Source organism: Aminobacter sp. SR38, from assembly GCF_014843375.1.
Taxonomy (GTDB): Bacteria; Pseudomonadota; Alphaproteobacteria; order Rhizobiales; family Rhizobiaceae; genus Aminobacter; species Aminobacter ciceronei.
In genome coordinates this window covers 2,733,585-2,756,458 of sequence record NZ_CP062112.1, presented here as the reverse complement: position 1 = coordinate 2,756,458, position 22,874 = coordinate 2,733,585, and the positions used below count along the sequence as shown (strand labels likewise).

The following is a 22,874-nucleotide window of genomic DNA, read 5'->3' as shown; positions in this document are numbered from 1 at the left end:
GCTGCCATGCATTTCGTGCAGTGCAGGCGCGGTTTCAAGCCTTGGAGTTGGCCGATTTCCGGCCCTTGCGGCCGCGCCGCAGCTCGGCCACGCCGACGGTCAGGCCCATCGCCAGCGCCATGGTGGCGGCAAGCGAGCGGAAGCCGCCGAAGTCGGCCTCGGCCACCTCGAACCACACCCTGGCGAACTGCGCCAGCGGCGAGAACGCGCTGTCGGTGATGGCAACGACAGGCACGCCGTTGGCCGACAGCACCCGCGCCTCGTCGACGGTTGCCGAGGCATAGGGCGAGAAGCTGATGGCGATGACGGCGTCCCTTGGCGTGGCGAAGGAAATGATCTCCGGGCTCAACCCCGAGGCGGATTCGATCAACTGGCTGCGCACGCCGAGCTTGCCCAGCGCATAAGCGATGTAGCTGGCGACAGGATAGGAACGGCGGCGGGCCAGGATGTAGATCGTCTCGGCGCCGTTGAGCAGGTCAACGGCGCGGTCCAACGTCTCGTCGTCGATGTTGCGCGACATCACGTCGATCGACTTGCTGGCCGCCGCCAGGAAGCCGTCGACGATGCGACGATTGCTGGTGCCGTCGTCGGCATCGCCGCGCACCACGGTCAGCCGCTCCTCATAGGACGTCGTACGCTCCCTCAGCCGCTCGCGGAAAACCTGCTGCAGGCTGGTGAAGCCGTCATAGCCGAGATGCTGGGCAAAGCGGATCAAGGTCGAGGGCTGCACGCCGGCCGAACTGGCGATGCTGGCGGCGGTGCCGAAGGCGATCTCGTCGGGATTGTCGAGGGCATAGGCCGCCACCTGGGCGATGCGCTTGGGCAGGCTCTCGCGGCGATCGAGGATCAATGCCCTCAGCGCCTCGAAATCGCGCGGCAGTGCCTCCGAAATCGTGTCCGCCATGTCGTCCATTCCGCCTCCGCCTATTCCACCATAACGCTGCCGCCGCGGGCTGTCCAAATAAAATGAACTGTATGTTCCATTTTCGCCAGAATTCGACTATTCAGTCCGTTGTGAGCATGATCCCAAAGGGGGAGGGGATCATGCTCCGTCAAGATGCTGAGCGCCATTCCGGCGGGATGCGAGCTCTATAAACCGGGAGAGCGTGAAGTGACAGGCGTAGGTCTTATCGGAACCGGCTTCATGGGCAAGTGCCATGCGCTGGCGTGGAATTCGGTGCGCACGGTGTTCGGCGACGTCGACAAGGTCAGGCTCGTCCATCTCGGCGAGGCCAATGCCGACCTCGCCGCCCAGCGCGCTTCCGAACTCGGTTTCGAAAAGTCGTCGGGCGACTGGCGCGCCGTCGTCGCCGATCCGGAGGTCGACATCGTCTCGCTGACCACGCCCAACCAGTTCCATCCGGAGATGGCCATCGCCATCCTCGAAGCCGGCAAGCATCTGTGGTGCGAAAAGCCGATGGCGCCGACATTGGCAGAGGCTGAAGCCATGGCCGCGGCTGCCCGCAAATCGGGCAAGGTGGCCGTGCTCGGCTACAACTACGTCCAGAGCCCGGCCATCCGCCACATCAGGCAGCTGCTCGACGAAAAGATCATCGGTGACGTCAACCATCTCCGCGTCGAGATGGACGAGGACTTCATGGCCGATCCCGAAGCGCCGTTCTTCTGGAAACACGAGGCCAAGTCAGGCTACGGCGCGCTCGACGATTTCGCCGTCCACCCGCTGTCGCTGATATCAGCCCTGTTCGGCCGCGTCGGCCGCGTCATGTGCGACATGGCCAAGCCCTATGCAGATCGCCAGGTCGCCGGCGGCGGCCGCCGAGCGGTCGAGACCTATGACATCGCCTCCAGCCTGATCCATCTCGAAAACGGCGTTCCCGGCACGCTGCTGGTCAACCGTTCCGCCTGGGGGCGCAAGGGCCGCATCCAGGTCCAGATCTTCGGTTCCAAGGGTTCCATCGTCTTCGATCAGGAGCGCTTCAACGAAATCCAGCTTTATGTCACCTCGGACCGCCCGACCGAGCAAGGTTACCGCACCATCCTCGCCGCCCCCGTCCATGAGCCCTACGGCAAGTTCATCCCAGCCCCCGGCCATGGCCTCGGTTTCAACGACCTCAAGACCATCGAATGCCGCGAACTGCTCGCCCGCATCGCCGGTCAGCCGGCGCGTGTCATCGACTTCGACGAGGGCCTTGAGATCGAGCGCACGGTGCACGCCATGGCGCAGTCCTTTGCCGAGCAGAAGTGGGTGAAGGTAAGGTAGGCAAGTCTCTCAAGACTTGGGTTCCTCGCCCCCACACCGTGGAAGAGGTGTCACGGCAAAGCCGTGACGGAGAGGGGCCTTTTTCAGCGCACGCCACTTCACCGAGCGGCGTTCGGCCATCCCACCTGCACGACATAAGCCGCCAGCAACATCGCGGCGTTCATCTCCAGCACTTCCTCGACGGCGGCGAGCGCGCGTGATGAGGCTGCGATGTCGATCGCCTGCGCCAGCCCGATGAAGCCGCCATGCAGAAGGAGCAGCGCATGGCCCGACAGCCATGTCGTTGTCCCCGCCATGCCTTGCCTGATGTGGCGCAAGGCGAGCAACACCAGCCCTGCTGACAGCGCGGGTATCAGCGCGACCAGAAGCCAGGCGAGGCCGTGGCTGACATCGCGCAACATGCGGTAAGCAAGGATCACGAGGTCGTGGAAACCGTCGAGTTGTCCGCCGCCATAAAGCCCCGGTGGCTGGAAGCCGAACAGGCGGGCGCCGAAGCTGGTCTCGTCGAGCAGCTCGGCAAACCCGATCAGGCCGGCAAGCACGACCGTAACCCTGGGACCACGTCGCAGCGTCGAAGCCGCGGCGCCAAACACGGCGGCAGCCAGGAAGAGCACCGTCCCCGTCTCGACGATACCGTCTTCCTTGAGCAACAGGTGACGGATACCGGGCGCAACGATCGCCGCAAGTGCCGCAGCGGTGGTGACGGCGCCGACGAGCGCCAGCGCCACCATGAGAAACCGGATCTGGTCGCTCCGCCGCGGATCCGGCGTTGCGCCGGCAAGTATCGGATGCGCAAATTCTGCCACCGGCCCCCCTGTTGTAAGACTGTCACCAAAGCGTCACGCTACGCTTCATTCCGGCGAAGCAAGGGCGGGGCCGATCACTCTTGGCGACCGTCTGTGACGAGCCGGCTTCATTTCGCGCAAGTGTCGGCCAGGGCTTGCGCCACCTTGTCGGGGTGTTGCGATGTTGCCTCGCCCCGCTCGTGCCTGATATTGCCCGGCTTGCCGTCCATGCGGCGTAAAAGGCCGGAACGTAACTGATGATCAAGCTCCCCGACCTGCCGGTGGCGGCGGTCCTACCGCAACTTGCCGAGGCACTTGCGGCCGGCAATAGCGCCGTGCTGGTAGCACCTCCCGGCGCCGGCAAGACCACGCTGGTGCCGCTGGCGCTGCTCGCTGCGCCCTGGCGTGGTGATGGTAAGGTCGTGCTGCTCGAGCCGCGGCGGCTAGCTGCCCGCGCCGCCGCACGCCGCATGGCTTCGCTGCTCGGTGAGGAGCCGGGTGGCACAGTCGGCTACGCCATGCGCATGGAAAACAAAGTCAGCGCGAAGACGAGAATCCTCGTCGTCACCGAGGGGGTGCTCGCCCGCATGATCCTCGACGATCCCGAGCTGCCGGGTGTCGCCGCCGTCTTGTTCGACGAGTTCCACGAGCGTTCGCTCGACGGCGATTTCGGCCTCGCGCTGGCGCTCGACGTGCAGGGCGCGCTGCGACCCGATCTCCGGCTGATCGTTATGTCGGCGACGCTCGACGGCGCCCGCGTCTCGAAGCTGCTCGACGGCGCCGAGGTGATCGAAAGCCAGGGCCGCAGTTTCCCTGTCGACATCCGTTATGACGAGCGCCCGGCGGGCGTTGCCATCGAGGACGCCATGGCCAAGGCGATCCGTGACGCGCTCGCCGACGAACCGGGCAGCGTGCTTGCCTTCCTGCCTGGCCAGCGCGAGATCGAGCGCACCGCCGAGCGCCTCGATGGCCGTGTCGGCGCGGATGTCGACATCGTGCCGCTCTATGGCATGCTCGACGGCAAGGCCCAGGACGCGGCGATCAAGCCAGCGCCGGCAGGCCGCCGCAAGGTGGTGCTGGCGACCGCAATCGCCGAGACCTCGATCACCATCGACGGCGTCCGTGTCGTCATCGATTCCGGCCTGTCGCGGCTGCCGAAATACGAGCCGGCGAGCGGCCTGACCCGGCTTGAGACGGTGCGCGCCTCGCGCGCCGCCGCCGACCAGCGCGCCGGCCGTGCCGGCCGCACCAGCCCGGGTGTCGCCATGCGCCTGTGGCGCGCCGAGCAGACCGCAGCATTGCCTGCCTTCTCGCCGCCCGAGATTCTCGAGGCCGACCTCTCCGGCTTCCTGCTCGATTGCGCCGCCTTCGGCGTTGCCGACCCGACGACGCTCGCCTTTCTCGACCCGCCGCCGGCGCCTGCTTTGGCCGAGGCGAAGGCGCTTCTCGTCGAGCTCGAAGCCATCGACGCCGACGGCCGGCTGACGGGGTCCGGCCAGGCGATGCGCAAGCTGGCGCTGCCGGTCCGTCTCGCCCACATGGTCGCCGAAGCGGCGCGTCAAGGGGCGGCGCTTGAGGCGGCGCAGCTTGCCGTGCTGATGACCGAGCGCGGTCTCGGCGGCGACAGCGCAGACCTCGAACGCCGCCTGCAGCGCTTCCGCAACGAGCGCTCGCCCCGCGCCAATGCGGCGCGGCAACTGGCGGAGCGGCTGGCGCGGCAGGCAGGCGCTGCTGGGCAGCCGTCAGGTGATGCGCCCACCCCTGGCGCTCTCCTGCTGCTTGCCTGGCCCGACCGTGTCGCCAAAGCGCGCGGCGAGCGTGGGCGCTTCGTGCTGGCCAATGGCAGCGGTGCAGCCGTCGACGCCGCCGATCCGCTCGCCGGCGAGCAATATCTCGTCGTCGCCGACCTGCAGGGCAAGGCCCAGAACGCCCGCATCTCGTCCGCCGCTGCCGTCTCCGAGGTCGACATCCGCACCGTCCTTGCCGCGCATCTGGAGCGGAAGACAGAGGCCAGTTTCGATAGGGAAAAGCGTTCCGTCCGTGTCCGCGAAACCGTCCGCATCGGCGCAGTCACCTTGTCCGAACGCATGCTGCCGGCACCCAAGGGCGAGGAAGCCGACGGCGCCATTCTGCAGGCCCTGCGCACCCATGGGCTTGGGCTGCTCGACTGGGGCAAGGAGGCGGAGACGCTGCGCCAGCGTCTGACCTGGCTGCATCGCGGTCTCGGCGAGCCCTGGCCCGACATGTCCGACGAGGCGCTGCTCGATCGCCTCGAGGATTGGTTGCTGCCTTTCCTGCGCGGCGAGGCGTCCTTTGCCCGCATCGGCGCCGGCGTGCTCCACGATGCCCTGTTGTCGTTCGTCCCGCACGACCTCCAGCGCAAGATCGGAACGCTCGCGCCAACGCATTTCAGCGCTCCGTCCGGCAGCCATGTGCCGATCCGTTACGATGGCGAATGGCCGGTGCTTGCGGTGCGCGTGCAGGAGCTGTTCGGCATGGACAAGCACCCCTCGATCGCCGGTGGCACGGTGCCGCTGACGCTCGAACTGCTGTCGCCGGCGCACCGGCCGATCCAGACCACGCGCGACCTGCCCGGGTTCTGGCGCGGCTCCTGGGCCGATGTGCGCTCCGACATGCGCGGCCGCTACCCCCGGCATGTCTGGCCCGACAACCCGCTGGAGGCGCAGGCGACCGCTCGCGCCAAGCCGCGCGGTACCTGAAACATGATCCCGAACCGAAGGTCGGCGTAGCGAAAAGCGGATGCCGGTTTTCGGCCAGGATCAGGCTCAAACAACTGAGCATGATCCCGAAAAGTGGATACCGGTTTTCGGACAAGATCATGCTCAAACGACAAGCCAGGGCTTGGCGCGGGCGCGCCTTGCAGCGCATATAGCTGGCATGAACTCACTGATGCGCGCCCCCGACCTCCAGCAGAGCCACCGGCTCCGGCTCAACACGCTGATCCGCCTGCGTTGGCTCGCCATCGTCGGCCAGAGCTTTACCGTCGTCGTCGTCGCCTACTGGCTCGAATTTCCGCTGCCGGTCAGCCTGTGTTTCGCGCTCATCGCCAGCTCCGCCTGGCTCAATCTGTTCCTCGCCTTCCGCTATCCGGCGGCGCACCGGCTCAACCCCTTCGCCGCTTTCGGCATCCTCACCTTCGACAGCCTGCAACTGGCCGGGCTGCTGTTCATGACCGGCGGACTGACCAATCCCTTCTCGCTGTTGATGACGGTGCCGGTCGTCATTTCGGCGACGTCGCTGCCGCTGCGGTTGACCGCCATGCTGGCGGTCGTGGTCATCGTCATGGTCAGCCTGCTCGCCTTCTTCCACCTGCCGCTGCCCTGGTATGACGGCATCGTGCTGGCCATGCCCTTCATCTACACAGCAGGCATCTGGATCGCCGTCGTCTGCTCGATCGCCTTCACCGCCATGTATGCCTTCCGCGTCGCCGACGAGGCGCGACTGCTCGCCAATGCCCTTGCCGCCACCGAGCTGGTGCTGCAGCGCGAGCAGCATCTGTCGGCGCTCGACGGCCTCGCCGCCGCCGCCGCCCATGAGCTCGGCACGCCGCTTGCCACGATCACGCTCGTCGCCAAGGAGATGGAGCGTGCCCTCGGCAACGATCCGAAATTCGGCGAGGACGTCACGCTGCTGCGCAGCCAGAGCGAGCGCTGCCGCGAAATCCTGAAACGCCTCACCAGCCTGTCGTCGGAGGGCGAGGAGCATCTTGCCCGGCTGCCTTTGACCTCGCTGGTCGAGGAGGTCATTGCCCCGCATCGCGATTTCGGCATTTCGATCAAGCTCGACCCCGGTGATCGCATCGGTCCCGAGCCGGTCGGCCACCGCAATCCGGGCGTCATCTACGGCCTCGGCAATCTGGTCGAGAACGCCGTCGATTTCGCCCGCAGCCGCGTCACCATCCGCTGGAGCTGGGACGACGAGGACGTCAGCTTCGTTATCATGGATGACGGTCCCGGCTTCCCGCCTGATATCATCGACCGCATCGGCGAACCCTACATGTCGACCCGCCAGGGCGCCGAGCCGGGCGGCGGCCTGGGGCTCGGGCTGTTCATCGCCAAGACGCTGCTTGAGCGCTCCGGCGCCGAGATCAGCTTCACCAATTCGAGCGGCCCGGGCGAGGGCGCTGTTGTCGAGATCTCCTGGCCGCGCGCCGCCTTCCTGAGCCGGCTGCCGGTCGGCACGACAATGTTCGACACTGCCTGAACGGGGACTGCCAAGGGTGCTCCGGACAGCCGGAAACCTTGCGGCAGCTGGTTTTGATCGTCACGGGAATGGCGCCGGCATTGGACATCGGCGCTTTGCACCTATATCTGCATGGAAAAACCATAAGAACGACTGGGATCAACGACAAAAAGGATCAAAGGCGATGACCACCCAGGACATTGCATCCGGGTTGCCAGGCGAAGACCATTCCCTGCTGCTCGTCGATGACGACAAGCCATTCCTGACCCGCCTGGCCCGCGCCATGGAAAGCCGCGGCTTTGCCGTCGACACCGCCGAAAGCGTCGAGGAAGCCGTCGCCAAGGTGCGCAGCAACCCGCCGGCCTATGCGGTGGTCGACATGCGGCTGGGTGATGGCAATGGCCTCGACGTCGTCTCGGCCATCCAGGAGCGCCGCGAAGACACCCGCACCGTCATTCTCACCGGCTACGGCAACATCGCCACCGCCGTCACCGCCGTGAAGCTCGGCGCCATCGACTATCTCTCCAAGCCGGCCGATGCCGACGACGTCTATGCCGCGCTGACCAACTCGTCGGGAGAGCGCGCAGCACCGCCGGAAAATCCGATGTCGGCGGATCGCGTCCGCTGGGAACACATCCAGCGCGTCTACGAGATGTGCGAGCGCAACGTCTCGGAAACCGCGCGCCGTCTCAACATGCACCGTCGCACGCTCCAGCGAATCCTCGCCAAGCGGGCGCCGCGGTAAGCAGATAAGGGAATAGGGGAGTAAGGGAGTAAGGGAGTAAGGAATAGTAAGGCCCGAAACCGATCTCCCTACTCACCTATCACTCGCTTTCCCCCTCCAGCGCCGGCACCAAAACGCCGGCCAGTTCCGCCGCCAGCAGGCGGGCAGCGCCGGCACGGGCGATGCGCAGCATCAGCGCCTTGCGTGTCGCCGCCACCATACGGTGCTCGGGTGCGTCGCGCATGATTTCGGCGCCATAACCGTCGGAGAGAATGAAGCCGCACTCCTCGGGGAAGATCTCGGCCGGTACCTCGGGATGGGTGGCGAAGAAGAATCGGTCGGAATGCAACCGGTAGTCGGGCCATTTGCGGTCGACGCGAAAATCCTCGATCGACGACTTGATCTCGATGATCCAGATGTCGCCCTGGCGCGTCAGCGCCACGAGGTCGGCGCGCCTGCCCGTCGCCAGCGACAGTTCCGGCAGCACATGTGCACCCATCTGCATCAGAAGACGCTGCACGCCGCGGCGCACCAGCATGGCTCGCTCGGACTGGCGACCATCGACGAGAGGGTTGGAAGCAAGAGGCGAAATGATCGGCATGGACCGATCATCGCATCATTTGTTCACGTTTTGAACCCACTTGCTGGATTATTCCAGGCAGGCTGATGCCGCGCAGCCATACGTAGCTTCAGGTTGCATCATTGCGGCCTGTCGTTGAATCTGTTGGATTTTCCCGCGATGCGTGTTGCCGAAATGCCATAACCTGTGCCTTACGTTGGGTTCCGCGGGGCTTTGGGTGCACGCAAGGCTTGGCAAGCAAAATGCCTGACCGCTAAGAATGGTGGCAAAAATGAGGCCGAATCGGTCCGGATCCGCTCTTGCTTGGGAACCCCTAGATGCGATTGAAGTCTCTTGCCATTGTCGCCGCCCTGGCGCTGACCACCGCACTAGCCGGCTGTTCGACAGACGGCGTGTCGCGCATGTTCTCCAACGACTATGGCGGTCGCGTCGATGCCGGCTACCAGCTGCCGACGATTCCGATCAGCAAGGTCCCGCGCCAGTTCCATCGCCAGATCGTGCGCTACGAGACCGACGAGCAGCCCGGCACCATCGTTGTCGATACCGCGCAGAAGTTCCTCTACCTCGTCCAGCCCGAAGGCAAGGCCGTGCGTTATGGCATCGGCGTCGGCCGTGAGGGTTTCGAGTGGCAGGGCACGGCCCGCATTGCGGTCAAACGCGAATGGCCGGTGTGGACCCCGCCGCCGGCGATGATCAAGCGCCAGCCCGAGCTCGCCAAGTGGTCGGGCGGCATGCCCGGCGGCCCCAAGAACGCGCTCGGCGCCCGCGCCCTCTACCTGTTCAACAAGGGGGGCGACTCCGGTTACCGCCTGCACGGCACGCCGGAATGGAGCTCCATCGGCAAGGCTATGTCGTCGGGCTGCATCCGCCTGATAAACCAGGACATCATCGACCTCTACAACCGCGTCGAAGTCGGCGCCAAGGTCATCGTGAAATAACTGCGGGCCGTCCAGGCAACACGGACGACGCAAACGAAAAACCGGGCACTTTGGCCCGGTTTTTTGTTGTCTTGAGTACCGGTTGCGTCAACCGGCCGGGCTGATTGGCCTCGATCAGGAAACCTGCTCGACCTGCTGCACTTCGGGTACGAAATGGCGAAGCAGGTTCTGGATCCCGTGCTTCAGCGTCGCCGTCGACGACGGGCAGCCAGCGCAGGCGCCCTTCATGTGCAGGAATACGGTGCCGTTCTCGTAGCCGCGGAAGGTGATGTCGCCGCCGTCCTGGGCAACAGCCGGGCGCACGCGCGTATCGAGCAGTTCCTTGATCGTCACAACGATCTCGGCGTCGGCCTGGTCGAAGAACTCGTTCTCGTCGTCATGATGGCCGCCGCCGCCGGCTGCCTGACCGGCCATGACAGGCACGCCCGACATGAAATGTTCCATGATCGAGCCGAGGATCGCCGGCTTGAGGTGCTGCCAGTCGGGGCCGTCCTTGGTAACGGTAATGAAGTCGTAGCCGAAGAACACGCCGGTGACGCCGGGGATTTCGAACAGCCGGCCGGCCAGCGGCGACGCCGCACGCGCGCTGTCGGCGTCGCGGAAATCGGCCGTGCCTTCGAGCAAAACTTCCTTGCCCGGCAGGAACTTCAGCGTCGCCGGATTGGGGGTCGCTTCGGTCTGGATGAACATGGACGTGTCTCCGTGCCCGCGCGCGCGGGATGTCTCAGTTTGGAATAGTTCTAATTAGGCTTTGCACGGCCGACATTCAAGCCGCTGGCGCGCCTCCGCGCCAATATGTTGCGCCCAGACTATTGGGCCACAAGTCTATGAGGCCAGGCAGCTATCGGGCCAGACGCCTAGGCCAGGCTGTCGATATCCTCGTCCGACAGGTTCTGCGGCACCACCGTCACCGGGATGGGGAAGGCAGCACCCTTGCCGGCGATCGAGGCGACAAGCGGGCCGGGGCCTTCCTTGCCGGCACCTGCCGCCAGGACCAGGATAGCGATATCCTGGTCGTCTTCAATCAGCTTGTGGATCTCTTCCGCCGGCCGGCCTTCACGCACGACGAGCTCCGGCTCGATGCCGAGTGTCTCGCGCACCTTCGCGGCGTGGCTGTCGAGGGCCGCGTTGGCGGCAGCGGTTGCCTCCTCGCGCATGATCTTCTCAACGCCCAGCCAGTGCTGGAAGTCATCGGGCTCAATGACGTAGAGCAAGACCAGCACGCCGCTGGTGCTTCTGGCGCGCTTGGAGGCGTAGGCCACGGCGCGCTCGCATTCCGGCGTGTCGTCGATGATCGCCAGGAATTTGCGCCGGTGGCCGGCTTCCTTGCTGAGGCGTTTGGAGACCATGTTCTACCCGTGTTGCGCCGCGTCCCAGAGCACGCCCCCGAAAAGTGGAAGCCCATTTTCGGACTAGATCATGCTCAGACAAATAAGCCCCATTTCGAACTTTTCGGAATGGAACCGGCTCCAATCTGCCACCGGCGCCGGCTGCCCGCAAGCAGCCAGCGCCGATGATGCTGTCAGTCGCCGAGCAGGCCGATGATGTTGCGCACGTCCTTCATCGTCGTTTCGGCGATGGCGCGGGCGCGGTCGCCGCCGTCACGCAGCACGGCGTCGATATGGCCGGGGTCGGCCATCAGGCGGCGCATCTCGCTGGCGATCGGCGACAGCTTCTCGACAGCGAGGTCGGCAAGGGCGGGCTTGAACACCGAGAACTGCTGGCCGGCAAACTGGCTGAGCACCTCTTCCTTGGTCATTTCGGCCAGGCCGGCATAGATGCCGACCAGGTTTTCCGCCTCGGGGCGATCCTTCAGTTCGTCGAGCTCGCTCGGCAGCGGCGCCGGGTCGGTCTTGGCCTTGCGGATCTTCTTCGAGATGGTGTCGGCATCGTCGGTCAGGTTGATGCGCGAAAGATCCGACGGGTCCGACTTCGACATCTTCTTCGAGCCGTCGCGCAGGCTCATGATACGCGCCGCCGGCCCGCCGATGATCGGCTCGGTGATCGGGAAGTAGCCGTTGACCGTCTCTTCGCCCACCTGCATCTCGACGCCGATGCCGAGATCGGCGATGCGGGTCGAGAAATCGTTGTTGAACTTCTGGGCGATGTCGCGGGTCAGCTCCAGATGCTGTTTCTGGTCCTCGCCGACGGGCACGTGTGTGGCGCGGTAGAGCAGGATGTCGGCAGCCATCAGGCTCGGATAGGCGAGCAGGCCCAGCGAGGCGTTCTCGCGGTCCTTGCCGGCCTTGTCCTTGAACTGCGTCATCCGGTTCATCCAGCCGATGCGCGCCACGCAATTGAAGATCCATGCCAGCTCGGCATGCTGCAGCACGCGCGCCTGGTTGAAGACGATGTGCTTCTTGGGATCGATGCCTGAGGCCAGGAACGCTGCGGTGATCGAGCGTGTCTGGCTCTGCAGGTCGTTATGGACGAGCTGGGCGGTCAGCGAGTGCAGGTCGACGACGCAGTAGATGCATTCGTTGGTATCCTGCAGGGCGACAAACTTGCGAATGGCGCCGAGATAGTTGCCGAGATGGAGATTGCCGGTCGGCTGGACGCCGGAGAAGATGAGCGGTTTGAAGGCGGTCATGATGGATCCCGTGGCTTGTGGAGGGCCGTTTCGCGCGCGGCGAAATTCGAGTGGCGCTTATGAACGATGGCGCTCTTGCTATCAAGAGGGCGGGGCTATCAAGAGGGTTGGCGCCACCTGCGAACGAGGTTCTCGACATGCACGCCGAGTAGCTTCGCCTGGCCGGCGAGGCGCACAAGCAGCGGATCGTCAGGCGGGGTCCATCCGTGGTGCGCAGTGCGGATCGCCTGTTCGAGCGCAACTCGCAATTCGGCGCTGTCGCGACGCTCGAACAGATCCTTGAGCTCGGCAACGCGCTCCTGTGCTGTCCAGTCGGTTCGTGCCGGCGAGGCGATATGTATCGAGGTCGCTTCCAGTCCAGATGCGAAGCGCAGGCCGGGCTGGCGCAGAAACTTCCGCCACATGAACTGGTCCGTGTAGGTCCCGTCTGGTGCCGGGCTCCAGCCGACGGGCAGGACACGATAGGCGCTCATGCGATGGCCGCCTACGGTCAGGCCAAAAAAGGCCTTCTCGCCATCGCGCACCTTTTGCCAGCAGCCGGGCTCGGCGAAACTGCCGCCATAGACCACGAACTCGTTTCGGCCGTGCACGTTGATCTGCACCATGTGGCCGAAATCATGCCGCTTCAGCAGCTTGGCCAGGCTGGCGAGGTGGCTGCGCAGCCACAGGTCATCGTCGCCACAATAGGCGACTATCTCGCCGCGCGCCTCCTGCAGAGCCACGTGCCGGTGCGCCTCCCCGTGGCGCTGGCCTTTGGGAAAGTCGAAGTAGCGGATGCGCGGGTCGCTCCGGGCAAGGTCGCCGACGACGTCGCGTGTCTCTGCGGATGCGCCGTCGCCGACCACGAAGAGCTCGAAATCGGAAAAGCTCTGGTCCTGGATGCTGCGGATTGCGTAGCCAATCAGATGCGCATGGTTGTGCGTCGGCACCAGCACGGTGGCAAAGGGCTTGCGGTTCACTCGGGCAGCCCGGCCATGCGCCTGATATCGCAGACGTGCTCGACGATCGCGGCGCCTTCGGCGGCCGAACTCATCGGCGCCGGTCCACCATTGAGGTGGCGGAGGAAGGCGGCGAGTTCCGCCGCGAGCGGCATATTGTTCTGGATCGCAACCTTGACCTCCGGCGCATTCAGATCGTTAGGGCTTCCCTGGCGCAGGATCAGATGGTCGTCGAAGCTGCCGTTCAGCGTCACCGTGCCATTGGTACAGGACAGGATCACCGACCTCCGGTTGACCGGGTGGTGCGCCGAGGTCTCGATCACCACGCGCGGCCCGCCGTCGCGGCCGAGCACGGCGACGAGACCGCTGGACGCCGGTCCAAGTCCGTCCGCGAACGCCGTTGCTACAGGTGGGACCTCGCCAAGGACATGCAGGCATATCGACAAGTCATGCGGCAGCAGGTTCCAGACCGGGTCGACCTCGTTGTGGGTCATCGACCAGCCGAGCCGGTACAGCCTGAGTCCCAGGACGTCGCCGATCTCGCCGCTTTTCGCAAATCGGGCGATGCGTTCGATTCCGGCGTGATAGCGCCATTTGTCCATGACGAAGAGGCGGTCGGCAGCCTTCTCAGCCAGCAATCGGGCCGTCGCCCGGTCCGAGGTCAGCGGCTTTTCGACAAACAGCGGAATGTTGCGCGGCAGGAGGCTGAGCAGCACCGCGCCATGGCTGTCACTCGGCGTAGCAACAACGGCGCCCTCGACCTCGGGCAGTTCATCCAGCGTCGGGACAATGTGGTCTGCACCGTTGGCTACGGCATTGGCGCGCGATCTTTCGCCAGGTGCCACGCATGTGACCTTGGCACCCAGCGCTTTCAGGTCGCGCAGGATCAGCTTGCCCCAACCGCCGCAGCCGATCAGACCGAGATGCGGGGCCTCACGCACGGCCGGCGCTCATTTGCGCGCGCACAGCCAGGTACTGTTGCGTCATCTCGGCGGCGGAACCCGCAGTCGTATCACGCGGCGACAGGGCAGGATCGCGGATGTCCCAGTCAAGGCCGAGCGCCGGATCGTCCCAGCGGCAGCCGATTTCGTCCACAGTGTTCCAGTAGTGCGAAACCGAATAGCAAAGGCTGGAAACTTCAGGAAAATGGAAGCCATGGGCGACGCCGGGCGGGACTAGTGCTGCCTGCATTTTCGAACCCTTGAGCGTCACCGTCGTTGCCATGCCATGAGTCGGCGATTCCGGGCGAATGTCCGAGAGCGCGAGCACCAGCGTGCCTTCTAGGCAGACGAGATAGTCGGAGTGGATCACGTGCACATGTACGCCGCGCAGAACGTTGGCCTGGCTACGTACGAAATTCCACTGCACGGGCTCGATGCCGGCATCCCATTCCTGGCGGAAGATTTCCGTCAGGTTCCCGCGGTCGTCGTCATGGGTCTTCAGGTCGCGAACAACGCATCCCAGCGGAAGTTTGATCATCGCTATGCTTCCCCACTGCCCCTGGCGCAGCTCTTGCCATGCCGCGCGTCGTGACTCCCAGCGTCTGTATCTGTCCGGTCGATGCAGAAAGCAATGCTCAATCGGCCCGTCGGCTTACGTAGGCACGGCAATCACTCAGATTCGGCCGGCGTTGGCGCAGGCTTGGCGCGATTGCGTTTGATGTTGCGCCGGATCATGCCGGCATCCGCGCCGCCGATGCCGAAGGCGACGCTGAAATAGATGATCATCGCACCAGCCACCAGCACGCCGAGCGCCGCTGCCTGGGTATAGACGGGGGCCGCCGACCCCAGCCATTGATCGGCCTCGCCCGTGGCGAACCACAGTCCGCCGGCCATGATCGCGGAGGCGACGACAAGGCGCGGTATCCGTTTCATCAGTGCTGCGTCGCGATCCCACTGGCCGCGCCAGACCAGCGTGCCGAGCAGCATCGCCGCGTTGACCCAGCCGGCGATTGCCGATGCCGCAGCAATGCCGGGCGCACCCCAGGACGGAAACAAGGTCAGCGCGACCGAAATGTTCACCGCCACCGAAATGGCGGCGAAATACATCGGCGTGCGTGTGTCCTCGCGTGCGAAGAAGCCGGGCGTGAACGCCTTGATCAACACGAATGCCGGCAGGCCAAGGCCGAAGATGGCGAGGATCGATGCCACCACCGGCGTGCTGTTCGAGGCGGCGAAGGCGCCGCGCTCATAGAGCACACGCACGATCGGCTCCGACATGACCAGCAGGGCCGCGGCAGCGGGGAGCGTCAGGAACAGCGTGAACTCGACCGAGCGGTTCTGCAGGTTGGCTGCCTCGACCTTGTTGCCTGCCTTCAGCGCCCGCGACAGCTCCGGCAACAGCACGATGGCAACGGCGACGCCGACGACGCCGAGCGGCAACTGGTAGACGCGGTCGGCAAGGTTCAGTGACGACACGGCACTATCCTGGCCCGAGGCGATGGCCGTCCCGATCAGCGTGTTGATCTGGGTGATGCCGCCAGTGATCGCCGCCGGCAGCGCCAGCCACAGCAGGCGATTGACGTTGGGCGTCAGCCTGGGCCGGCGGAAGCCGATCGATATGCCGGCATGGCGCACCGCGATCCAGACGATGATCAGCTGCACCAGACCGGCGGCCAGGACGCCCCAGGCGAGCGCGTAGCCGACGGTCAGCCCGTCATGGCCGCGATACCAGGCATTGGCCAGGACGCCGACGAGGATGATGTTGAGAAACACCGGCGCGATCGCCGCGGCGAAATAGCGGCGCAGCGAGTTCAGCATGCCGCTCATCATCGCCGCCAGCGACATGCAGATCAGATAGGGGAACATGATGGTGGCGAGCGCCACCGTCAGGCCGTACTTCTCGGGATTGTCGGCGAAGCCGGGAGCCACGACGAAACGCACGATCAGCGGCATCGCCAGTTCCATGGCGATGGTCAGTACCAAAAGCGCCGAAAACAATACGCCGAACACTTCCTCCGAAAAGCGCTTGGCGCCCTCCGTGCCGTTGGCCTCGATCTCCTTGGCAAACAGCGGCACGAAGGCGGCGTTGAAAGCGCCCTCGGCAAACAGCCGGCGGAAGGTGTTGGGGAACTGGAATGCGGCATAGAAGGCGTCGGCCACCGGCCCGGTGCCGAGGGCCGCCGCCATCAGCATCTCGCGCGCAAAGCCCAGCACCCGGCTCATCAGCGTGCCCGAGGCAACGGTCGCGAATTTCTTGATCAGTGACATGGGGCGCGACGATGCCTTGCGGATTTGGGCGGGATCATGGCTGGCGTCATTCGGCCGCCGCCGCCTTGGCCTTGGTCCGCTCGGCGCTTGCGCCCTCGAGGGTGGCGATCAGGCGGGTACGGATATTCTCGAGCCGTGTCGGGTTGTCGATCTTCTGGCCGGTCAGGTCGGTGACGTAGAAGGTGTCGATCACCTTCTCGCCGAAGGTGGTGATGTGTGCCGAGGCGATGTCGAGCGACAGGTCGGACAGCGCGCCCGTGATCTCCGACAGGAAGCCGGGGCGGTCGAGGCCTTCGACCTCGATCACCGAGAAACGGTTCGACAGCGCATTGCGGATTTCCGCACGCGGCTGGATGCGGAAGGTCTTCTGGCCGCGCTTCGGCTTGGCCCGCTTGGCGATCATCTCCGGCAGCCAGGCCCGGCCCGACAGCACGTCCTCGATCAGCTGGCCGACACGTTCGGCGCGCCGACGCTCGTCCTCGTCGCGGTCGAATTCGCGGCTGATCAGGATGATGTCGAGCGCCCGCCCATCGGCGGTGGTGAAGATCTGCGCGTCGACGATGTTGCCGCCGGCAGCCGCACAGGCGCCTGCGATCACCGACAGCAGGCGCGGATGATCCTGCGCCAGGATGGTGATCTCGGTGACGGCCTCGAATTCGTGGGTCCGCACCATTGTCGACAACTGCTTGCCGGCCGCATCGGCGCCGCGGATGAACTCGGCATGACGCTTCTGGTCTTCCAGGTCGACGGTCAGCAGGTAGTTGTCATAATGCAGCTTGACGTATTTCCGCCGCGCCGCCTCCGGCCAGTCGGAAAGTGCCGCGGCCAAAGTCTCGCGTGCCGCCGCCGTGCGCTCGGCCCGCGACAGCTCGGAAAAGCCACCGGTCAGGAGGAGCTCGGTCTCGTAATACAGCGTGCGCAGCAACTGGCCCTTCCAGCCGTTCCACACGCCCGGGCCGACGCCGCGGATGTCACAGACGGTCAGGATCAAGAGCAGCTTCAGCCGCTCGACCGACTGCACGACGTCGGCGAAATCGTCGATGGTCTTGCGGTCGTTGAGGTCGCGCGTCTGCGCCGTCATCGACATCACCAGGTGGTTCTCGACCAGCCAGGCGACGGTCTCCGTGTCGGTCGGCGACAGTCCCATATGCGGGCAGATGCGGCGGGCGATCTTGCCGCCGGCCTCCGAATGGTCCTCCGGCCGGCCCTTGGCGATGTCGTGCAGCAGCACCGCGACATAGAGCACCTCGCGCTGCTTCTTCAGGCCGCCGATCAGCGAATGGCTGAGCGGATGGATCTTGGCGCCGTCGCCATGCTCTATCTCGGAGAGCACGCCGATGCAGCGCAAGAGGTGCTCGTCGACGGTGTAGTGGTGATACATCGAGAACTGCATCATCGCGACGATCTTGCCGAAGTCGGGGATCAGCCGGCCCAGCAGTCCGGCCTCGTTCATGCGCCGCATGTTGAGCTCGGGGCTGCGGTCCGAGGTCAGGATGTCGAGGAAATAGCGGTTGGCTTCCTCGTTGCGGCGCAGGCCCTTGTCGACGAGACCGAGCGAGCGGGTCAGAAGCTTGAGCGCATTGGGATGCAGCTCCAGCCCGTGCCGGTCCGCGAACCAGAAGAAGCGCAGCATGTTGACCGGGTCGCGCGAAAACACCTTGTCGTCAGCGACGTTGATGCGCTGGTTGTCGATGATGAAGTCGCTGGTGCCGGCGAGCTTGCGCCGTCGCCTGGAAAAGCCCTGCAGCAGCCCGTGGAAGCCCGGCGCGTCTTTGGCCTGTTCCTCTTCCAGGGCGGCGCAGAAGATGCGAGTCAGGTCGCCCACTTCCTTGGCCACCAGGAAGTAGTCCTTCATGAAGCGTTCGACCGCCGAAAGCCCGGGCTGGGTGGTGTAGCCGAGGCGCTGGGCGATCTCCCGCTGGATGTCGAAATGCAGCCTTTCCTCGGGCTTGCCGGTCAGGAAATGCATGTGGCAACGCACCGCCCAGAGAAAATCCTCGGCCTCGACGAACTGGCCGTATTCGCCCTCGGTGAACACGCCCTTGTTGATCAGCTCGGCGCCGGTGCGCACGCGGTAGTAATATTTGGCGATCCAGAACAGCGTGTGCAGGTCGCGCAAGCCGCCCTTGCCGTCCTTGATGTTGGGTTCGACCAGATAGCGGCTCTCGCCCGCCTTGGCGTGGCGGCCATCACGCTCGGCGAGCTTTGCCTGCACGTATTCGGGGCCGGTGCCTTTCACCAGCTCCTTGTCGAAGCGGTCGATCAGTTCGTCGCAGAGCTTCTGCTCGCCCCAGATGAAGCGCGCTTCCAGGATCGCCGTGCGGATGGTGATGTCGCTGCGCGACAGGCGGATGCAATCATCGATGTTGCGGGTGGCGTGGCCGACCTTCAGCCCCATGTCCCACAGCATGTAGAGCATATATTCGACGATCTGCTCGCCCCACGGCGTCTGCTTGTAGGGCAGCAGGAACAACAGGTCGATGTCGGAGCCGGGCGCCAGCGTGCCGCGGCCATAGCCGCCAACGGCGACGACAGCCATGCGCTCCGCCGAGGACGGGTTCTTGGCGCGGTAGACGTGGGTGACGGCGAAATCGTAGAGGACGCGGATGATCTCGTCCATCAGGTGCGAGATCCGCACGGCACAGAGTGTGCCGCCGCCATCGTCCATCATCATGTTCTCGGCGATCTTCTTGCCGGCGGCGATGTGGTCCTTGAACAGCTGCAGCGCCTTGGCGCGCACCGCCGGGTCGGTACCGTCGCCGTCGCTGGTCTGCGCCGTCAGTTCGCGGCGCAGCGCGTCCGCGTCGATCAGCTCTTCGAGTTTGAGCGGGACTTTGTTCATCTGCCTCGGCTGGCCTCGCCCTTGTGGCGGCGTCTATAGCGTGATTTTCCAGCCATGTGTATGGCCGACGTCGGGGCCCCGTTCAACCGGCGGCCGCGCGCTGCTTGGCTGTGGCCCGCCCCAGCGCGGCGCGCAGAATTGTTGCCCAGCGCCCGGCGATCGCCGTCTCGTCCAGGAACGCTCGCGAATACGCCGTCAGCGGGCTTTGCGCGAAGAACGCTTCATAGAGCGCCGGGTCGCGATCGGCCCTCACCGTCCGCCGCGCCACCGAAATCAGTGTCAGCGGCACGGCCAGCTTGCGCATCAGGGGCGACCGTGCCAGCGGCTGCCAGCCGAAGGCAAGCCCGTCGCAGATGCGCTTTTCATGCGCATGCCAGTTGATGAAGCAGCGCTCGTCGAAATCCTCTGCGACCCGCGGGTTGCCCCAGTAGATCGGCACGCTGCCGGCGAGCATAGCGTCGACGAGCTTCTCGGTCGTGTAGCCGGCAGCGCTGCTGTTTTCGAAGGCGATGGTGAAGCGTCTGTCCCTGAGGAACGCCAGCTTGTCGTCGCGCGAGTTGCCGATCGGCGCGCAGTTGCGCTGCACCCGGCCAGGTGCGTCGACCCGGCGGTAGAGCGACAGGGCCCGGAACAGCCAGCGGCGCAGCTTGGCGCGCTTGTTGCCATAGATGAAGGCGCAGAAATGTGGCCTGTTGGCGCGCTGTTCGGGTGTCTCGGGCGGCAGTCCCGCCAGGCAGTGCAGGATCGAATCGCCGCCGCTGCTCCAGACGTAAAGCGGGTAGCGCATGTAGCGCTCGTTTCCGATATCGGCTTCGTAGTCGAAGGCCAGCGCCCACTCGCAATGGTCCATCAGCGGCGTTGCGTTTTCGCCCGTCAGGAAGACGCGCTCATAGTCGGCGGCGGGCACGTCGGGCATGCGGGTGCGGCCGACATTCTGATTCTTGGGCGCGAACGGTCCGATCAGCACGAGGTCGGCCTGATCGAGCTCGTCGCAATATTCGATCGCCACGCCGCAGGCCTGTGCCCACGGCGCGACATAGCTCTCGACGGCGCGGCGCGGCGGCATGTCCTGCCAGAAATGGCAGCAATGGACCTTCACCACGGCTTGGCCGGAAAGGGACGTCGCGCTGGTTACGGCTCTATCGGTCATGCAGCATCTGTACTCGCGTGGTCGCCCCGGCATCGCGCAGCCCGGCCGACGTTCCATCCCGTGGAAGCCTTGACCTTCCAGCAGGTGGAACATCTACCTTACTGGCTCATGCCGCTGCATATACTGGATTTCTTGAGATGAAACATACTGAAGATCACGCCGGACACACCCACCATGGCCACGGTCACGGCGCGGCGCCCGAAACGGTGGTTCGCGACGCCGTCTGCGGCATGACCGTCGATCCCGCTGCCGGCAAGCCGTCGCTCGAACATGGCGGCCGCCTGTTCCATTTCTGCAGCGCCTCGTGTCGTGGCAAGTTCCAGGCGGCGCCCGACAAATATGTGAGCGCCAAGGACCCGGTCTGCGGCATGGACGTCGCCCGCGACACGGCCAGACACTTCCTCAAGCATGAAGGTGCCGGCTATTATTTCTGCTCGTCTTCCTGCGAGGGCAAGTTCACCGCCGAGCCGGCAAAATATCTTTCCGGCAAGCCGGGCGCGGCACCAGCGCCGAGCGGCGCGCAATACACCTGCCCGATGCATCCCGAGATCGTCAGGGACAAGCCCGGCTCCTGCCCGATCTGCGGCATGGCGCTCGAACCGATGATGCCCTCCGCCGACGACGGGCCCAATCCCGAGCTTGTCGACTTCACCAGGCGCTTCTGGGTCAGCGCTGTCCTGTCCATCCCGCTTTTGGTCATCACCATGGGGCCGATGGTCGGCCTGCCGACGCGCGACTGGATCGGCGAGCCGCTCGCGTCCTGGCTCGAGCTCATCCTGGCAACGCCCGTCGTGCTTTGGGCAGCACTTCCCTTCTTCCACCGCGGCCTGGATTCGTTCCGCAACCGCAGCCCCAACATGTGGACGCTGATCTCGCTCGGCGTTGGTGCTGCCTATCTCTATTCGGTCGTCGCCACCTTGTTCCCCGATCTGTTCCCGCACCAGTTCCGCGGCCATGGCGGTTCGGTGCCGGTCTATTTCGAGGCGGCCAGCGTCATCGTCGCGCTCGTCTTCCTTGGCCAGGTGCTGGAGCTCAGGGCGCGCGAGCGCACCGGTTCGGCCATCCGCGCGCTTCTCGACCTGGCGCCCAAGACGGCGCGTCGCATCGCCGCCGACGGCTCGGAAACCGAGGTCCCACTTGAGGAGGTCGTCAGCGGCGACCGCCTGCGCATCCGCCCCGGTGACGGCGTTCCGGTCGACGGCATCGTGCTCGAGGGCCGCTCGTCGGTCGACGAATCGATGATCACGGGCGAACCGGTTCCGGTCGAAAAGGTCGAGGGCGAGCGCGTCACCGGCGGCACGCTCAACAAGAACGGCTCGCTGATCATGCGCGCCGACAAGGTCGGTGCCGACACGGTGCTGTCGCAGATCGTCGACATGGTCGCCAAGGCCCAGCGCAGCCGCGCGCCAATCCAGGGGCTCGCCGACCGCGTCTCGTTCTATTTCGTCCCTGCGGTGGTGGTCATCGCGATCATCGCCTTCATCGTCTGGGCGCTGATCGGGCCCGAGCCGAGCATGGTCTTTGCCATCGTCTCGGCGGTGTCGGTGTTGATCATCGCCTGCCCCTGCGCGCTCGGCCTCGCCACGCCGATGTCGGTCATGACCGCCACCGGCCGCGGCGCCCAGGCCGGCGTGCTGATCAAGGATGCCGAGGCGCTGGAGCGTTTCGCCAAGGTCGACACGCTGATCGTCGACAAGACCGGCACGCTGACCGAGGGGCGGCCGCAGTTGACCGACGTGGTCGCCGCCGACGGCATCTCGGGCGATGAGTTGCTGTCGCTCGCCGCCGGGCTCGAAAAGGGATCGGAGCACCCACTTGCGGAGGCCATCGTCGACGGTGCATCCAAGCGTGGTTTCACCGTGCCAGACGCGCAGGACTTCGAATCGATCACCGGCAAGGGCGTTTCGGGCACTGTCTCCGGCCGCAAGGTGGCGCTCGGCAATGCCGCCATGATGGCCGATCTCGGCCTTGAATTCGCTGGCCTCGCTTCCCGCGCCGACACCCTGCGTGCCGAGGGCAAGACGGCGATGTTCGTTGCCATCGACGGCCGGCCGGCCGGCATCGTCGCTGTCGCCGACCCGGTCAAGGCATCGGCTGCCGCCGCCATCCGCGAGCTTCACGACCTCGGCCTCAGGATCATCATGGCCACCGGCGACAACGCCCGCACGGCAAAAGCCGTCGCCGAAAAGCTCGGCATCGACGAGGTTCGTGCCGACATGCTGCCGGAGAGCAAGAAGGCGCTGGTCGACGAGTTGCGCGCCAAGGGGCAGGGTGTGGCCATGGCCGGCGACGGCGTCAACGACGCGCCCGCACTTGCTGCCGCCGATGTCGGCATCGCCATGGGCACCGGCGCCGACGTCGCCATGGAGAGTGCCGGCATCACCCTGGTCAAGGGCGACCTCGGCGGCATCGTCCGGGCGCGCAAGCTCGCCCGGGGCACCATCCGCAACATCAAGGAAAACCTGTTCTTCGCCTTCATCTACAACGTGCTGGGTGTTCCCGTCGCCGCAGGCGTCCTATTTCCGGTCCTCGGCACGCTTCTGTCGCCGATGATTGCCGCCGCCGCGATGAGCCTGTCGTCGGTGTCGGTCATTGCCAACGCGCTGCGGCTGAGGGCGATCAAGCTCTGAGATGCGGCCTCCAACAAGGAGATGTGAGTGTTCAGAAAGATCGCGCTCGCCCTGATGGCGACGG

The 22,874-nt window shown here is 65.3% G+C and carries 18 protein-coding genes; 6 read left to right on the top strand and 12 right to left on the bottom strand.

Annotated elements, in window-relative coordinates:
• Positions 1–34: 34 nt before the first annotated feature.
• Entirely contained in the window at positions 35–913 is an 879-nt protein-coding gene (locus IG197_RS13490; RefSeq protein WP_192319456.1) for a MurR/RpiR family transcriptional regulator, read from the bottom strand.
• Positions 914–1,057: 144 nt separating this feature from the next.
• Between IG197_RS13490 and IG197_RS13485 the strand changes: the two genes are divergently transcribed.
• The gene (locus tag IG197_RS13485; protein ID WP_192319454.1) at positions 1,058–2,221 is read left to right on the top strand and encodes a Gfo/Idh/MocA family protein; all 1,164 of its coding nucleotides are present in this window, start codon (positions 1,058–1,060) and stop codon (positions 2,219–2,221) included.
• A gap of 98 nt (positions 2,222–2,319) precedes the next feature.
• Here IG197_RS13485 and IG197_RS13480 read toward each other — a convergent pair whose 3' ends face one another.
• A complete protein-coding gene (locus tag IG197_RS13480) occupies positions 2,320–3,027 on the bottom strand; it encodes a hypothetical protein (protein ID WP_192319452.1) in 708 nt (235 codons plus the stop codon).
• A gap of 236 nt (positions 3,028–3,263) precedes the next feature.
• Between IG197_RS13480 and hrpB the strand changes: the two genes are divergently transcribed.
• The 3 genes from hrpB (at position 3,264) to IG197_RS13465 (ending at position 7,954) form a co-directional block, all read left to right on the top strand.
• A complete protein-coding gene (hrpB, locus tag IG197_RS13475; RefSeq protein ID WP_192319450.1) occupies positions 3,264–5,726 on the top strand; it encodes an ATP-dependent helicase HrpB in 2,463 nt (820 codons plus the stop codon).
• 178 nt (positions 5,727–5,904) lie between these two features.
• Positions 5,905–7,230 (top strand): ActS/PrrB/RegB family redox-sensitive histidine kinase, encoded by a 1,326-nt coding sequence (locus tag IG197_RS13470; protein WP_192319448.1) that lies wholly within the window; start codon positions 5,905–5,907, stop codon positions 7,228–7,230.
• A gap of 163 nt (positions 7,231–7,393) precedes the next feature.
• Positions 7,394–7,954: an ActR/PrrA/RegA family redox response regulator transcription factor gene (locus tag IG197_RS13465; protein ID WP_067955409.1), complete on the top strand. Its 561-nt coding sequence runs from the start codon at positions 7,394–7,396 to the stop codon at positions 7,952–7,954.
• Positions 7,955–8,033: 79 nt separating this feature from the next.
• On the opposite strand, the gene IG197_RS13460 is transcribed toward IG197_RS13465, so the two are convergent.
• Positions 8,034–8,534 carry an MmcB family DNA repair protein gene (locus IG197_RS13460; protein ID WP_192319446.1) on the bottom strand — a complete coding sequence of 167 codons (501 nt, stop codon included), beginning with the start codon at positions 8,532–8,534 and terminating at the stop codon, positions 8,034–8,036.
• Positions 8,535–8,830: 296 nt separating this feature from the next.
• On the opposite strand from IG197_RS13460, the gene IG197_RS13455 reads away from it, so the two are divergent.
• Positions 8,831–9,451, top strand: coding sequence for a L,D-transpeptidase (locus IG197_RS13455; protein ID WP_192319444.1), 621 nt, complete (start codon positions 8,831–8,833; stop codon positions 9,449–9,451).
• A gap of 114 nt (positions 9,452–9,565) precedes the next feature.
• Here IG197_RS13455 and IG197_RS13450 read toward each other — a convergent pair whose 3' ends face one another.
• The 9 genes from IG197_RS13450 to IG197_RS13410 all read right to left on the bottom strand — a co-directional run bounded on the left by IG197_RS13450 (position 9,566) and on the right by IG197_RS13410 (position 20,180).
• Positions 9,566–10,141 (bottom strand): NifU family protein, encoded by a 576-nt coding sequence (locus IG197_RS13450; protein ID WP_067955404.1) that lies wholly within the window; start codon positions 10,139–10,141, stop codon positions 9,566–9,568.
• A 167-nt stretch (positions 10,142–10,308) separates the two neighbouring features.
• Positions 10,309–10,800: a universal stress protein gene (locus IG197_RS13445; protein ID WP_192319442.1), complete on the bottom strand. Its 492-nt coding sequence runs from the start codon at positions 10,798–10,800 to the stop codon at positions 10,309–10,311.
• A gap of 173 nt (positions 10,801–10,973) precedes the next feature.
• The gene (gene trpS / locus IG197_RS13440) at positions 10,974–12,041 is read right to left on the bottom strand and encodes a tryptophan--tRNA ligase (protein WP_192319440.1); all 1,068 of its coding nucleotides are present in this window, start codon (positions 12,039–12,041) and stop codon (positions 10,974–10,976) included.
• A gap of 98 nt (positions 12,042–12,139) precedes the next feature.
• Complete coding sequence (locus IG197_RS13435; RefSeq protein ID WP_192319438.1) at positions 12,140–13,000, bottom strand: glycosyltransferase family A protein; 861 nt, start codon at positions 12,998–13,000, stop codon at positions 12,140–12,142.
• Complete coding sequence (locus tag IG197_RS13430; RefSeq protein ID WP_192319437.1) at positions 12,997–13,920, bottom strand: Gfo/Idh/MocA family protein; 924 nt, start codon at positions 13,918–13,920, stop codon at positions 12,997–12,999. The genes IG197_RS13435 and IG197_RS13430 overlap by 4 nt, the downstream gene beginning before the upstream one ends.
• Complete coding sequence (locus IG197_RS13425) at positions 13,913–14,458, bottom strand: dTDP-4-dehydrorhamnose 3,5-epimerase family protein (RefSeq protein WP_192319435.1); 546 nt, start codon at positions 14,456–14,458, stop codon at positions 13,913–13,915. Before IG197_RS13425 ends, IG197_RS13430 begins: the two co-directional genes overlap by 8 nt.
• 131 nt (positions 14,459–14,589) lie before the next feature.
• Entirely contained in the window at positions 14,590–16,188 is a 1,599-nt protein-coding gene (gene murJ / locus IG197_RS13420; protein ID WP_192319433.1) for a murein biosynthesis integral membrane protein MurJ, read from the bottom strand.
• A gap of 46 nt (positions 16,189–16,234) precedes the next feature.
• Positions 16,235–19,030: a [protein-PII] uridylyltransferase gene (locus IG197_RS13415; protein ID WP_192319431.1), complete on the bottom strand. Its 2,796-nt coding sequence runs from the start codon at positions 19,028–19,030 to the stop codon at positions 16,235–16,237.
• An 82-nt stretch (positions 19,031–19,112) separates the two neighbouring features.
• Positions 19,113–20,180: a glycosyltransferase family 10 domain-containing protein gene (locus IG197_RS13410; protein WP_192319429.1), complete on the bottom strand. Its 1,068-nt coding sequence runs from the start codon at positions 20,178–20,180 to the stop codon at positions 19,113–19,115.
• A gap of 137 nt (positions 20,181–20,317) precedes the next feature.
• Here IG197_RS13410 and IG197_RS13405 point away from each other — a divergent pair, with 137 nt between their 5' ends.
• Positions 20,318–22,810, top strand: a complete 2,493-nt coding sequence (locus IG197_RS13405; protein WP_192319427.1) for a heavy metal translocating P-type ATPase — start codon at positions 20,318–20,320, stop codon at positions 22,808–22,810.
• The last annotated feature ends 64 nt before the right edge of the window (positions 22,811–22,874 follow it).